Origin of the sequence: Hominimerdicola alba, from assembly GCF_900109655.1 — a bacterium.
GTDB lineage: Bacteria > Bacillota > Clostridia > Oscillospirales > Ruminococcaceae > Hominimerdicola > Hominimerdicola alba_B.
Genome location: NZ_FOAT01000001.1, coordinates 262,243 through 276,445, shown reverse-complemented (window position 1 = coordinate 276,445; position 14,203 = coordinate 262,243). Strand labels below are relative to the sequence as shown.

The 14,203-nt window shown below is 46.0% G+C and carries 16 protein-coding genes; 9 read left to right on the top strand and 7 right to left on the bottom strand.

Annotated elements, in window-relative coordinates; genetic code table 11:
- From BMY75_RS01330 to BMY75_RS01290, 9 genes are all read left to right on the top strand, one after another.
- Positions 1-474: an arginine repressor gene (locus BMY75_RS01330; RefSeq protein ID WP_074828558.1), complete on the top strand. Its 474-nt coding sequence runs from the start codon at positions 1-3 to the stop codon at positions 472-474.
- Positions 475-2,142, top strand: a complete 1,668-nt coding sequence (gene recN / locus BMY75_RS01325; protein ID WP_074828555.1) for a DNA repair protein RecN — start codon at positions 475-477, stop codon at positions 2,140-2,142.
- A gap of 157 nt (positions 2,143-2,299) precedes the next feature.
- Entirely contained in the window at positions 2,300-3,061 is a 762-nt protein-coding gene (thyX, locus tag BMY75_RS01320; RefSeq protein ID WP_074828552.1) for an FAD-dependent thymidylate synthase, read from the top strand.
- Between the two features lie 2 nt (positions 3,062-3,063).
- On the top strand, positions 3,064-3,720 hold the full coding sequence (locus BMY75_RS01315) for a dTMP kinase (protein WP_074828549.1): 657 nt from the start codon (positions 3,064-3,066) through the stop codon (positions 3,718-3,720).
- A gap of 3 nt (positions 3,721-3,723) precedes the next feature.
- Positions 3,724-4,626 carry a DUF2156 domain-containing protein gene (locus BMY75_RS01310; RefSeq protein ID WP_074828545.1) on the top strand — a complete coding sequence of 301 codons (903 nt, stop codon included), beginning with the start codon at positions 3,724-3,726 and terminating at the stop codon, positions 4,624-4,626.
- A gap of 15 nt (positions 4,627-4,641) precedes the next feature.
- The gene (locus BMY75_RS01305; protein WP_074828542.1) at positions 4,642-5,187 is read left to right on the top strand and encodes a DJ-1 family glyoxalase III; all 546 of its coding nucleotides are present in this window, start codon (positions 4,642-4,644) and stop codon (positions 5,185-5,187) included.
- A complete protein-coding gene (locus tag BMY75_RS01300; protein ID WP_074828540.1) occupies positions 5,175-5,792 on the top strand; it encodes a 5-formyltetrahydrofolate cyclo-ligase in 618 nt (205 codons plus the stop codon). The genes BMY75_RS01305 and BMY75_RS01300 overlap by 13 nt, the downstream gene beginning before the upstream one ends.
- Complete coding sequence (gene mltG, locus BMY75_RS01295) at positions 5,793-7,427, top strand: endolytic transglycosylase MltG (RefSeq protein ID WP_074828536.1); 1,635 nt, start codon at positions 5,793-5,795, stop codon at positions 7,425-7,427.
- A 27-nt stretch (positions 7,428-7,454) separates the two neighbouring features.
- Positions 7,455-8,672, top strand: a complete 1,218-nt coding sequence (locus tag BMY75_RS01290; RefSeq protein ID WP_074828534.1) for a peptidase U32 family protein — start codon at positions 7,455-7,457, stop codon at positions 8,670-8,672.
- 149 nt (positions 8,673-8,821) lie between these two features.
- On the opposite strand, the gene argF is transcribed toward BMY75_RS01290, so the two are convergent.
- The 7 genes from argF to BMY75_RS01255 all read right to left on the bottom strand — a co-directional run bounded on the left by argF (position 8,822) and on the right by BMY75_RS01255 (position 14,194).
- The gene (gene argF / locus BMY75_RS01285) at positions 8,822-9,736 is read right to left on the bottom strand and encodes an ornithine carbamoyltransferase (RefSeq protein WP_074828530.1); all 915 of its coding nucleotides are present in this window, start codon (positions 9,734-9,736) and stop codon (positions 8,822-8,824) included.
- A gap of 33 nt (positions 9,737-9,769) precedes the next feature.
- Positions 9,770-10,210, bottom strand: a complete 441-nt coding sequence (locus BMY75_RS01280) for a GNAT family N-acetyltransferase (RefSeq protein ID WP_074828528.1) — start codon at positions 10,208-10,210, stop codon at positions 9,770-9,772.
- Between the two features lie 17 nt (positions 10,211-10,227).
- A complete protein-coding gene (locus BMY75_RS01275) occupies positions 10,228-11,409 on the bottom strand; it encodes an aspartate aminotransferase family protein (protein ID WP_074828526.1) in 1,182 nt (393 codons plus the stop codon).
- A 35-nt stretch (positions 11,410-11,444) separates the two neighbouring features.
- On the bottom strand, positions 11,445-11,987 hold the full coding sequence (locus BMY75_RS01270) for a YcxB family protein (protein WP_074828523.1): 543 nt from the start codon (positions 11,985-11,987) through the stop codon (positions 11,445-11,447).
- Positions 11,988-12,013: 26 nt separating this feature from the next.
- Complete coding sequence (locus tag BMY75_RS18200) at positions 12,014-12,424, bottom strand: hypothetical protein (protein WP_139199658.1); 411 nt, start codon at positions 12,422-12,424, stop codon at positions 12,014-12,016.
- Positions 12,425-12,659: 235 nt separating this feature from the next.
- On the bottom strand, positions 12,660-13,523 hold the full coding sequence (gene argB / locus BMY75_RS01260) for an acetylglutamate kinase (RefSeq protein ID WP_074828516.1): 864 nt from the start codon (positions 13,521-13,523) through the stop codon (positions 12,660-12,662).
- Positions 13,524-13,561: 38 nt separating this feature from the next.
- Complete coding sequence (locus BMY75_RS01255) at positions 13,562-14,194, bottom strand: GyrI-like domain-containing protein (protein WP_074828513.1); 633 nt, start codon at positions 14,192-14,194, stop codon at positions 13,562-13,564.
- Between the last annotated feature and the right edge of the window lie 9 nt (positions 14,195-14,203).

Below are 14,203 nucleotides of genomic sequence, written 5' to 3'. Positions count from 1 at the left end.
ATGAAGACCGATCGTCATGAACTTATTCTCAAACTTGTTCAGGAAAGAGTTATCGATACTCAGGAAAGCCTGAGAGCGGCTCTGGAAGAGAACGGCATGACCGTCACACAGGCAACGCTTTCAAGGGATATCAAGGAGCTTTCGCTGATAAAAGTCAGCAGTGAACTGGGAGTGAGCAGATATGCGGTTCCACGCCTCAGCAAAGAGGGTCTTGACCGCGGCAGCAGCGATACTCTCCGACTTCTCCACAGCTCCGTTATCTGTGTAGATCACGCTATGAACACGGTTGTAATCAAGTGCCATGTGGGTATGGCGCAGGCTGTCTGCGCAAAGCTCGATTCCACCGATATCGAGAATTCCGTGGGCACTATTGCGGGCGATGACACCATCTTTATGCTTATGAGAACCCAGAAAGATGCGGAAAGACTGGTGCGTGAGCTCAATACCATTTTGTACAGCAAGGACGAAAAATAAATGTTAAGAGAGCTTTATATCGAAAATCTTGCGGTTATAGAAAAAGCATCCATAGGCTTTACCGAAAGCTTCAACGCTTTCACGGGCGAAACCGGTGCTGGTAAATCAATACTGATAAACGGCATAAATGCTATACTCGGTCAGCGTGTGACTAAGGATATAGTCCGCACTGGGGCTGATAAGGCTGTTATTTCCGGACTTTTCACCGATATCGGCGCTACTGTTCTTAAACAGCTTGAAGAAATGGGCGTTGACTGCGAGGACGGTCAGATCTCCCTGACCCGTGAGATACGCTCTGACGGCGGAAGTATCGCAAGGGTGAATCAGCGCGCGGTGAATGTGTCCCTTCTGCGTGATATCGGCGATCTGCTGGTTAATATCCACGGTCAGCACGATAACCAGATACTCATGTCCCCTGAAAAGCATATCGATATACTTGACGGTTATGCGGGTTCGGAAGAACTTATCAGTGATTACCGAAAGTCTTTCCGTGAACTTCAGCACGTCGCAAAAAAGATAAACGATCTTCGCAAAAAGGCTGGCAGAAAGGAAATGCGCATAGCCGAACTGGAAGATATCATAGCCGATATCCGCGCCCTTGATATCACCGACCCCGATGAAGAAAAGCAGATAGCCGCCGAGCTTGAAGTTTCAAAGAATGCGGTTGCTATATCCGAGGCTGTATACGCCGCACAGATGATGCTTTCGGGTGATGATGAGACTGAGGGCATATCCGAAATGGTCTCAGAGTGTTCCGATAAGATAGACGGCTACACTGATATCATGGCAGAGCTTGCGCCTATCAGCGAAAGGCTCAATTCTGCCATCATCGAACTCGATGATATTTCGGGTGAGCTTGCTTCCGTTCTAGATAAGCTTGATGTTGATCCCAAGCGCTTCGACTGGCTCAATCAGCGTTCCGATGACCTGCGGAAGATATGCAAAAAGTACGGTCCCGAGCTCAGTGATGTAATATCCACTCTTGAAAAAAGTGAGGAAGAGCTTGATATCCTCACAAGTTCCGAGCAGAACGTCAAGGAACTTGAAGCCGAAAAAGACCGTCTGCTGGCTGAGGTCTCTCACAAGGCAAAGACCCTCTCGGATTTCCGCAGAGTTGCCGCTGAAAGATTCGTAAGTCAGGTAACAGGGGAGCTTGAATTCCTGAATATGCCCAGCGTTAAACTGGTGGTTGGTCAGGAGACAGGCAAGCTGACACTGAACGGAATGGATAATATCGAGTTTCTGATATCCGCAAATATCGGTGAAGAACCCCGTCCAATCGCGAAGATAGCATCGGGCGGTGAGCTTTCGAGAATAATGCTGGCTCTAAAAAGTGTTCTCGCCGAAAAGGATTCAATCGACACTCTGATATTCGACGAGATAGATACAGGTGTCAGCGGTAGAGCCGCCCAGAAGATAGGCTTGAAACTCCGCGAGATATCAAGCCACAGACAGGTCCTCTGCGTTACTCACCTCGCTCAGATAGCTGTCATGGCAGACAATCATCTGCTTATCGAGAAAAACATCGTTGGCGACAGGACAGTCACAGCCGTGAGAACTCTCGCACGCGAGGAAAGAAAGTACGAGATAGCAAGGATTATGGGCGGCGATAATATCACCGAGCTTATGCTTGAAAATGCAGATGAACTGCTGTCGGCTGTGAAATAATGGCTGTAATTGGCATAAATTTATGATATTTTATTCAAAGGCAGAGTTTATCTGCCTTTTTTCGTGGTCATTTTGTTAAATTTACGGATTTATCGTTGACTTGACTTCGATTTGATGGTATAATAAATATATCTATGAGATGAAAGGAAGATGTTCCATGAAAGTAATGCTTATCGCTCATACACCGGAACCCGAAAAGATAATCGCCACAGCTGCAAAGCTCTGCTATTCGAGCAGCGACATCGGTTCTCTTAAAGACGGTCTTACCGAGGAGAAAACAGCTGAGTTCGTTAATATGCTGGCTTCCATCGGTCATGAGAGCGTTATGGAGCACGTAAGTTTTACTTTCGGTATCGAAGGCATCTCCCGTGCCTGTTCCCATCAGCTGGTGAGACACAGGATAGCTTCTTATTCCCAGAAAAGCCAGCGCTATGTCAACGAGGACGGTTTTGATTTTATAACTCCTCCCGAGATAGAAGCTGTACCCGAAGCTAAGGCTGAATTCGACCGCACTATGGAAGTACTGGTTGAAAGCTATCACAAGATAGCTGAAATGCTTACCGAAAAACATACAGCGGATTTCATAGCTCAGGGTCAGGACGAAAAGACCGCTGCTCGCAACGCCCGCAAAAAGGCTAACGAGGACGCAAGATTCGTTCTTCCCAATGCCTGCGAGACCAAGATAGTCGTTACCATGAACGTCAGAAGCCTGTTCAATTTCTTTGAACACCGCTGCTGTAATCGCGCACAGTGGGAGATTAAGGCTGTTGCTGATGAAATGCTTAGGCTCTGCCGCGAGGTAGCCCCCAACGTATTCAAAAATGCTGGACCTTCCTGCGTCAAAGAGGGCAAATGTCCCGAGGGCAAGATGACCTGTGGAAAGTTTGCAGAAGTTCGTGATAAATATAAGGTGCTTTGATTATGAAATATAAACTGATAGTTCTCGAAGGTCTTGACGGCAGCGGAAAGTCCACACAGTTTGAAAAGCTTGCGGAGTATCTTAAAGACAAGGGTGTTAAGCTGAAAGCAATAAGTTTCCCAGATTATGATGATCCGTCATCGACCCTTGTGCAGATGTATCTGCGTGGTGATATCGCGGGAAGTGCCGAGGCAGTCAACGCCTACGCCGCTTCAAGCTTCTATGCGGCTGACAGATACGTAAGCTACAAAAAATACTGGGAAGCCGATTATAATGACGGCTGTCTTATCCTTGCGGCAAGGTACGTGACATCCAACTGCATCTACCAGATGACCAAGCTTCCCGAGGAAGAATGGGAAAACTATCTGGCGTGGCTGGAGGATTACGAGTACGGCAAACTGGGTCTGCCAAAGCCCGATAAGGTAATTTTCCTCGATATGCCCATCGATATTTCCCAGAAACTCCTTTCTGCAAGATACGGTGGAGATGAGAGTAAAAAAGATATCCACGAAAAGAACATCGGTTTTCTGCGTATGTGCCGCAAGGCAGCGCTCTTTACCGCCGAAAAACAGGGCTGGGATATCGTTGAATGCGGCTGCGGCGATGAACCGCTGAGCATCGATACGATATTTGAAAAGCTCACGGGGATAATTGAATAATAAATGTTTGATTTCAGAAAAATTGAACTCACCGATCGCGATGAGATAAATGCAAGGCTTGCAGTATCTGACCGCATGGGCTGTGAGTACAGCTTCGCGAATAATTTCGCGTGGCACAGGCTGAGCGATTCGCTGATATGTCTTCACGGTGACTTTTATATACTGATGAATTTCAGCGACGGAGAGCCCGTTTTGTCATTACCTGCCTGTGCAGCGGATGGCGATCAAGGCAGGGAAAGGACCTTGTCTCTCCTTAAAGAGTTGGAAAAATATATAACGGATAATGGCGATGTGTTCAGAGTCTGCTCCGTCACCGAAAATGATCTTGAATGGCTCAAAGAAGTCTGCGGCGACAGGATAAGCTTTTCCACTGATCGCGGAAGCTCCGATTATATTTACCTTTCCGAAAAACTCATAACCCTTGAAGGCAAGAAATATCATGGAAAGAGGAACCACATCAACAGGTTCATGGAGAATGACTGGTCTTTCGATGAGATAAGACCCTGTGATATCGAGGATTGTTTCCGATTTGCCGCAGATATCTATAATTCTGTAGGTGATAATGACGGCTCGGCGGCTATAGAGCAGTACGCCATTCACCGCTTTCTGATGAACATGGATTATCTCGGTCTTAAAGGCGGGATACTCCGCGCAAACGGTGAGATGGTGGGATTTACCATCGGTGAACAGCTCAACAGCAATACATTTGTTGTGCATATCGAAAAGGCGAGAGGCGATATAAACGGCGCGTACCCAATGCTCTGCAATCAGTTCGCGAAAAAATACGCCTCTCAGCTAAAATATATAAACAGGGAAGAGGATATGGGCATCGAGGGTCTCAGGCGCTCAAAGCTATCGTATCACCCCGAATTTCTTTTGCATAAGTATACAGTTAGTTTTGAATGAACGGAGGATAATGCTATGGTATACGTATTTCTGGCAGATGGTTTTGAAGAGCTTGAAGCCCTGGCACCCATCGATATTTTAAGACGCGCAGGCGTTGAACTGGTAACAGTAGGCGTCAGCGGTGAAACTGTTGTCGGTGCACACAAGGTAATGTTTACCCCCGATATTACCGTAGATAAGGTCATTCTTGACGATAAAGTCGATATGATCGTTCTCCCCGGCGGCATGCCCGGCACTATAAATCTTGAAAATGATGACTACGTTCAGGCAGCTATAGATTTCTGCGCTAAGAACGATAAGTATATAGCAGCTATCTGCGCTGCACCCAGCATACTGGGTCATAAGGGTCTGCTGAAAGGCATGCAGGCTATCTGCTTCCCAGGTTTTGAAAAAGACCTTGAGGGTGCAGTTATCTCCGATGATCCTGTTGCAGCTGACGGAAAGTTCATCACTGCAAAGGGCGCAGGCGTAGCTGTTGATTTTGCCCTGACCCTTACTGCAAAGCTCGTTTCCGAAGCTAAAGCTGAGGAGATAAGAAAGGGCATACAATGCAGGGACTGACCAAGCAGGAGCTGAGAAAACGCTTCAAAGCCCTCAGGATTGCAAGAGACCCTGAGGAAAAAAGCTCTGCTGATCGTGCAGTCTGTTCTGCTTTCATCGAAAGCTATGTATACAAAAACTCCCGCGATATCCTCATATATGTTTCGGGTGACATCGAGATAGGCACTATCGGTATAATCGATAAGATCCTCAGTGATATAAACATCGGTGCTGATAAGCGCCTGCTTTGCCCGCGATGTGTCAGCGGGACAAATGAAATGCATTTTTACCGCATAAACAGCCTTGATGACCTTGAAACGGGTCATTTCGGCATACTTGAACCTGCCAATCAATGCCAGCGCATAGATGACTATTCAGATGCATTGTGTCTTGTGCCTGCCCTTAGTTTCGATACCAAAGGCTATCGGTTGGGATTCGGCAAGGGTTTCTACGATAGATTCCTCACCGATTTTAAAGGTGTTGCCGTTGGTCTGTGCTGCGAAAGCTGTCTGACAGATGGTGAACTGCCCAGAGATGAGCATGATGTTTCTGTTGATTGGATAATTACCGAGAAAGGCTGGATAAAAATTCCTGCGGATAATATAAAGGAAAGGAAGTCAAAATGAATGAGTGACAAAAATTTCGATATCGACGATATTCTCGGCGGAAGCAAAGAGAACGCCGGTGATGCTTCGTTAAACGCTGAAAAGCCGAAGAAAGCCGAAGTTGACGAGATAGATGAACTCCTTGCTTCACTAAAAAACAGACCCAGAAGGAGAAGACCATCAGAAGATGAGCTCAAAAACGGCAGAGAGGCTGTGAGCGTTACTACTCCAATACCAGAAGAAAAAGAACCGGAAACTGTAATTGCAGATGAAGCAGAAGCTCCTGAAGAGTCCAAAGAGAAAAAGGAAGCTGCTATAATTGGAAATGACAGCGACGATATCAAAAAGCATTTCGGAAAAGATGCCGATGTCGAAGACGAGTTCGACGAAGATGAGGATGAAGACGACGAGGATGAAGAAGATATACCCGTCAGAAAGGCTTCAAAGTCTAAATCTCGCTCCGATGAAGACCGAGGCTCCGGCAAAAAGAGAAGCGGCAAGTCTTCGGGCAGAAAAAAGAAGAAAGGCATAGGCTTCAATGGCTCGATCTTCGGCGGCATAATCCTTGTTACCATAATACTTACTGTTTCACTGCTTTTGGCAGTGGGCGGACTTACTATCGGTATGGAATTCTATGGTATAGGCAAGGATGAAAAGGATATCTCATTCAATATACCTGAAGGATCATCTAATGAGGATATAGCCGATCTTCTGGTGGAGAACGGTATCATAAAGAACAAGAAACTGTTCCTCTATACCATAAAGTTCATGAAGCCAAAGATGATATACCCCGGTGATATCACACTTCAGCCTTCCAAGCCCTACTCTGATATCGTTGAAGAACTTGAGAAGCAGAGAGAGAGTTACCAGACAGTGACAGTAACCTTCACTGAAGGTGAGTACCTTATAGATATTGCAAAGAAGCTGGAAGATAACAATGTCTGTGCTGCTGACGACTTCCTTTTTGAATTCAACAGAGATATGGGGTATAATTTTGAGAGTTATCTGACGGATAACAAGAACGCTTTCTATGCGAGAGAGGGTTATCTGTTCCCGGATACCTATGATTTCTATGTAAACGACACAGCGTATAATATCGCAAAGGTGCTCAGGGATCACTATGATTCCAAGATCAACGATGCGATGTACAAGAAGATGAACGATCAGGGTCTAAGCCTTAACCAGACTATCACACTCGCTTCAATTGTTCAGCTCGAAGCTGCAAACGTTGAAGAGATGCCCAGAGTAGCATCGGTTTTCCTCAACCGTCTGAAAGATTCTGATACATTCCCTATGCTCCAGTCTGATACGACATATAACTACATCAACAATGTTATCAAGATTAAGGCTGGCAGTGAAGAGAGAGTGACCCATTATACTGAGTATTATGATACCTACGCTATGGACGGTCTGCCGGCAGGACCTATCTGCAACCCGGGCATTGAAGCTATAAATGCTGTGCTGAATCCTGAAAAGACAGATTACTATTATTTCTGTAATGATATCGAAACAGGTGAGACCTTCTACGCCGAAACTCTTGACGAGCACGAGAAGAACCTTGTAAAGGCAGGCAGAAGCGATCAGGTTGTTGAAGATACCGCCGATAACGGCAATGGAAATAATGAAGAAAACGACGATGAGAATTACAACGAATAATACAACGAGAATTGGTAGGGATAACTGATGTCCGATCTCCTTGAGATACTTTCGCCTGTTGGCGATATGGAAAGACTGCACGCTGCGCTGGATTTCGGCGCAGACGCTGTCTATCTTGGCGGAACAGCTTTCGGAATGAGAGCTGCTTCTGCAAAATTTACACCGGAGCTTCTTTCACAGGCTTGTGAACTTGCTCACTCCCGGGGTAAAAGGGTCTTCCTGACCTGTAATACTCTGCCGCATAATAACGAGATACCCTACTTTGAGGGTTTTGTAAAAAACGCAGTAGATGCAGGCGTTGATGCGCTGATAATTACCGACCTCGGTCTGCTGAGTCTTGCAAAAAAATTCGCCCCCGACACCGAGATACATATCTCCACTCAGGCGGGTATCGTGAATTATGTAACAGCCAATGAATTTTATAATATGGGCGCAAAGAGGGTAGTCCTCGCAAGAGAACTCACTCTTGAAGAAATAGCTGAGATACGTGCTAAAACACCCGATGATCTGGATATCGAGTGCTTTGTGCACGGCGCTATGTGCGTAAGCTTCTCGGGCAGATGTCTTCTTTCCCAGTACCTCACCGCCCGTGATGCCAACCGCGGCGAATGTGCCCAGCCCTGCCGCTGGGGATATCACCTGATGGAAGAAAAGCGCACCAACGAGTTTTATCCCATATTCGAGGATGAGCGCGGCACATTTATACTTAATGCAAAGGATATGTGCCTTATCGAGCATATCGATAAGCTTGCCAAGGCGGGTGTTAACAGCTTCAAGATCGAGGGACGCGCGAAGTCTTCATACTACGTATCTGTCATCACTAATGCTTACCGCAAGGCTATGGATATCTATAAGTCTGACCCCGAAAATTATCAACTTCCACAGTGGCTTAAAGACGAGGTCTATAAGGTTAGCCACCGCGCTTACTGTCCGGGATTCCTATTTGGCAACCCCAGAGAGAGCCAGTATTACGAAAACAGCGGATATGTCCGCGAGTATGACGTTGTTGCAGTTATCGAGGATTGCAGAGACGGCAGGATATTTGCCGAGCAGCGCAATAAGTTCAATAAGGGCGACGAAGTTGAAGTACTTTCACCCTATGGCGAACCTGTGATACTCACAGCCAGCGAGCTCTTTGATGAAAGAGGCGAGCCCATCGAGACTGCAAACCATGCGGCTATGAAGTTCTCAATGACTTGTGAGCGAGTATTCCCGAAGAACTCGATCATACGAATCAAAAAATAACATAGAAATTTTAAGCCATAGTATTTTCTGACATTCTGTCAAGAGTACTATGGCTTTTTTATTTATGCATTTCTAGTTTGATAATAAAAAATGCCCCAAAGCACTAAAATGCTTTGGGGCAAAATTTATATATGTATTTACTAAGAAGATTATTTCTTCTCACCCATTACCTTGACCATTACAGCCTTCTGTGCGTGGAGTCTGTTCTCAGCCTCCTCAAAGATTTCATTAGCATGAGCCTCGAATACCTTTTCGGTGATCTCTTCCTCGCGGTGTGCAGGCAGGCAGTGCTGTACCATTGCATCAGGCTTTGCAGCTGCCATGATCTCATCATTTATCTGATAGCCTGCAAATGCGACCATACGCTTCTCTGTCTCAGCTTCCTCGCCCATGGAAGTCCAAACGTCTGTGAACAGAACGTCAGAATCCTTAGCAGCCTCGATAGGCTTGTCGGTCATGAAGAACTTGTCGCCGTACTGCTTGGTGAATTCCAGTACTTCGGGATCGGGACGATAGCCCTCGGGGCAAGCGATGGATACGCTCATGCCGACTTTCAGACCGCCTACGATCAGTGAGTTAGCCATGTTGTTGCCGTCGCCGATGTAGCACATCTTCAGACCCTCGAACTGACCCTTGAACTCACGGATAGTCATGAGGTCAGCAAGCACCTGACAAGGGTGGCAGAAGTCTGTCAGACCGTTGATTATCGGGATAGAACCGTACTGAGCCAGGTCTTCAACTTCCTTCTGCTCAAAGGTACGGATCATGATGCCGTCCAGATAGCGGGAGAGTACCCTTGCTGTATCCTGAACAGGCTCGCCGCGGCCTATCTGAAGATCGCGATTGGAGAGGAATAGCGCCTGTCCGCCCAGCTGATACATACCTGTCTCAAAAGAAACACGTGTACGTGTGGAAGACTTCTGGAATATCATGCCAAGGGTCTTGCCTTTCAGCACCTTGTGCTCGATACCGTTCTTGTTTTCGTATTTCAGCTGATCTGCCAGATTGAGTATGTCGATTATCTCCTCTTTTGAAAGATCAAGCATTTTGAGTAAGTGGTTCATATTGTAATACCTCCATCGTTTGAGATTATTTATTTACGTATCTATCCTTTTCATGTCCGAGAGCGCTTTGTTCCTGTAGCACAGATCAGTCCTCTGCGTGAATCCCGTCTTCTCCCAGAAAGTGTTGCCGCCGTCATTTTTCGAGAAGCACACCAGCGCTACTTTGTTTATGCCCTGTTCTTTGAGGGCATTCATTGCCGTATCCACAAGCTTTGTACCGATGTCCTGTCCTCTGTGTTCGGGTGAAACGGCAGTGTGGTAAATGTACCCGCGCCTGCCGTCATGGCCTGCGATTATCACACCGATGATATCCTCACCGTCCTCAGCCACAAAGCACGTTTCGGGATTTCTTTCCAGATATCTTGCTATGCCCTCTCTCGAATCATCAAGGTCATTCAGTCCCATGCCTTTACATGAAAGCCACAGGCTGTAAACTTTATCATAGTCCGAAATAACCATTTTCCTTATCGTCATGGCATACCTCCGAACTTTTATTTTTCAAGGATATCCTTGAGTATAGCCAGACCGTTGTCTATCTCCTCGTAGCTGATGTTCAGCGGGGGCAGGAAACGCAGCTTTTCCTTAGCGGTGAGTATCAGCAGACCATTATCAAGACAAGCCTTGCATACATCGCCTGCGGTCTTGGTCTTCAGGCTGACACCCAGCATAAGACCCATGCCGCTGATGCCTGTTACCTCGGGAACATCTTTCAGCTTCTCGCGGATATAGTCGCCCTTTTTGATAACTTCATCAAGGAAGCCATCTTTTGTAACGTTGTTCAGCACAGCCAGACCGCCTGCGCATACAACAGGGTTTCCGCCGAAAGTAGAACCGTGTGTGCCCTTTGTCAGAACATCACAGCACTTTTCGTCAGCAAGACAAACACCGATAGGCAGTCCGCCTGCCAGACCCTTTGCCATTGTCACGATATTGGGCTTTACGCCGTAGTTCATGCAGGCAAGGAACTTACCCGACCTGCCAACACCTGTCTGAACTTCGTCGCAGATAGTCAGGATATCGTTTTTCTCGGCAACATCGAATATAGCCTTTACAAAAGCTTCGTCCAGGCCGACAACGCCGCCCTCGCCCTGGATACACTCAAACATTATAGCGCATACCTTGCCATCGTTCTCGGCAAGTACCTTGTTCAGGTCATCGATATCGTTAGCCTTAACGTTTACGAATCCCGGAAGGAAAGGGAAGAAGTAGTTATGGAAAACGTCCTGTCCAGTAGCGGAAAGTGTACCCATTGTCCTGCCGTGGAAGCTGTTCACCAGAGTGATGATGACATTCCTCTCGGCTTCCTTTCCGTACTTGTCAAAGCTGTACTTCCTTGCAACCTTGATAGCGCACTCGTTAGCTTCAGCACCCGAGTTTCCGAAGAACATCTTGCTGTAACCTGTGATGCCGCAAAGCTTCTGGGCAAAATCTGCCTGAACCTTTGTGTAGTAGTAGTTTGATGTGTGCTGTATCTTCTTCACCTGTGCACATACCGCATCTACCCATTCCTCGTTGCAGTAGCCAAGGCTGTTTGTACCTATTCCGGAGCCGAAGTCGATATACTGTTTGCCATCCTCGCTGACAGCTGTCTGTTCAGCACCCTTGTCTAAAACCAGGTCATACCGTCCGTAGGTCGGCATAACGTGTTCGTTGAACTGTTCTATAGTATTCATTTTACATTATCCTTTCAAAGAATCATTTATGTAGTTTAGCTTAATTCTATCTCGATCTCTTTGCCCATGTCATACATCAGTTTTTCAAATTCTGCGGCTGGGCAGGTGAAACCTTGTTTATCTATCGTGTACTTGTTACCCATAAAATAAAGGTTGTAGTAGTAGGGATTTTGAGTTACCCTCTCGATACCGTTGTAAGGGATATTTATGGTGTCAAAGTCGCGGGTGACCATTATCTTCTCGTCCGTGAAAACATATTTGAAAACCTTGGGCCCGCTTATAACCTCACCTGTGCCCGTACCATTGCCAAAAACTGACTTTACTATCATCTCCGATGGCAGATAGCCTATGGCAACGCATATAAGCAATACAGCGACACAAGTGCTGTAAGTTTGGAAAAGCCTTGGCAGCATAAGGACGTATATCACAATAAACAGCGGTATAGCGACTGCAAACGTAACTCCGTAGCGAAGTTTTTTCTTTCGTCTGTTGAGTTCGTTGTTCTCATGTATTATATCATAATCCGATTTATTGCTTTCGGTCTTTACAGTCGTGCTGTTCTGAAACAGTACTATCAACGTTTTTTCTCCTTTCAGAAAGGTTTTTATTTGGTAATAACTCTTACCCCTTTGCTCTCCATAAATTTAAGAAATTGCTCAGGATCGCATTCAAAACCGCTGATGTCCATTCGGTATTTTTTATTATCTTGTATTATGTTTTCAGTGTCCTGCATTATATATCCATTATCTTGTATTATATAATAATAGTCATCGGTCACAAATATCTCAATGTCTTTGTAAAACATACGCCCGAATATATATCTTCCATCGAAGAAAACACTTGTTTCCGTAAATCTGAAAGTATTTTTATACCTCAGATATTCATCTGGTTTGCGGATATTATATTGTTTGTACGGGGAGTATTGTGATTTTAGAGCACCATCGCACTTCACAAATCCTACCAACAAAGACATGATCGCAGTTACGATGATCGGTAAGCCAACATAGGGGAGCACTTCTTTCAGATTTGCATGAAGAGGTCATTCATGAGTATCTTTTTGAAGTCAATTATCAGCGCAGATCCATAAGGGAGAAGCCAGAATAGATTTACTGATACAAAAATTGATATTGTCTAACTCCGGAACGTTTTCTTCCTGTAAGCTTCCATCTTGTCCCGCATTTTGTATCCTTCAGCGGAATCATCATACTCTTCGGTGACATTCTTGATGTATGGCTTGTAATTTTTGTCCATCAGTTGAACTGTGTGCCAATGCCCTCATTTGTAAGCAGTTCTATTAGTATCGAGTGGGGAACTCTGCCGTCGATTATGGAGGTCCTCTTGACGCCGCGTCTGACAGCCTCCACACAGCAGTCTATCTTAGGTATCATACCGCCGCTGATTATACCCGACTTTTTCAGGAAAGGAACTTCGCTGACATTTACCTGAGGTATCAGTGTGCTGTCATCGTCCTTGTCCTTCAGCAGACCAACGATATCGGTCATGAGTATCAGCTTTTCAGCCCTCAGGCAGGAAGCTATTCTTGAAGCTGCAGTATCAGCGTTGATATTGTAGCTCTGACCGTCCTCACCGATACCTACAGTTGAGATAATCGGAACATAACCGTCATTAAGTGCATCCAGTATAGGCTTTGTGGTGACCTTCTTTATCTCACCGACATACCCGTAGTCCTCGCCGTCATCACGATCAAGCTTTTCAGCTATTATCATTCGGCCGTCGCATCCGCAGAGACCCAGCGCATTTCCGCCGTGAAGCTGTAAAGCCGATACAAGCTCCTTGTTCAGCTTACCACAGAGCACCATCTTGACTATGTCCATAGTCTCTTTGTCTGTGTATCTGAGTCCGTTTATGAACTTGCTCTCAATACCAACTCTTTTGAGCATAGCATTTATCTCGGGGCCGCCGCCGTGTACCAGCACGACCTTTATGCCTACCTCGCTCAGCAGAACGATATCGCTCATGACAGCCTCTTTGAGAGCTTCGTTAGTCATGGCATTTCCGCCGTATTTTACAACAACTACTTTGTCGTGATACTTCTGTATGTATGGCAAAGCGTCGCTGAGTATCTGACTTCTAATGCTGTTTGAAATATCCATTTTACATCTTCCTTTATATTATCCCATGTGGGAAATTATTAGCTTTTTCTAATCGGGTGCCTGATGACTGTTTTAAGCTTGTCAGCCTCGGTCTTTCGCGGGTCTGAAAGATATATCTCGTGATGCTGTCTTTCTTCACCTATATCATTTACATATCCCTGCTCTTCCAGAAATCTCTCCATCATCTCAACTGATGCGAGCTCATCATCGTAAGAACCGATATGCATCATCTGCACACAAAGCCCCTCATTAAGCGTGAGGTATTCAGCCATTGAACAGTCAAGCTTTTTCTTCTTCGTGGCAGTTTCCACCGCCCACTCAAAGTCAGCCTTGGTTATAAATTCCGGCAGGCGTATCATCGCCACCCATTCAAAGCCGTCTTTGCGGGAGTAATCAATGCTCTCCGAACCGTCCTGCTTCCACAGACCTTCCAGCGGCGGTACAACGTACTCGTAAAAGCCATCTATCCTGTGGTCGGTCTTGTAGCTCATTTTCAGGGTATATGCCACAGCATACAGCACCCCGACAGCCTGCTTGTATTCGCCGTCTTCTTCATTCGGGTCGCCCTTGCCACTCACCGCGATGTATCTCATTTCGGGAACATCAACGATAACAGGCTTTTTCGGCGGCATATAGAATTCCTTGTACTCTTTCTTGAAATCGAAAGCCATATTAACTCC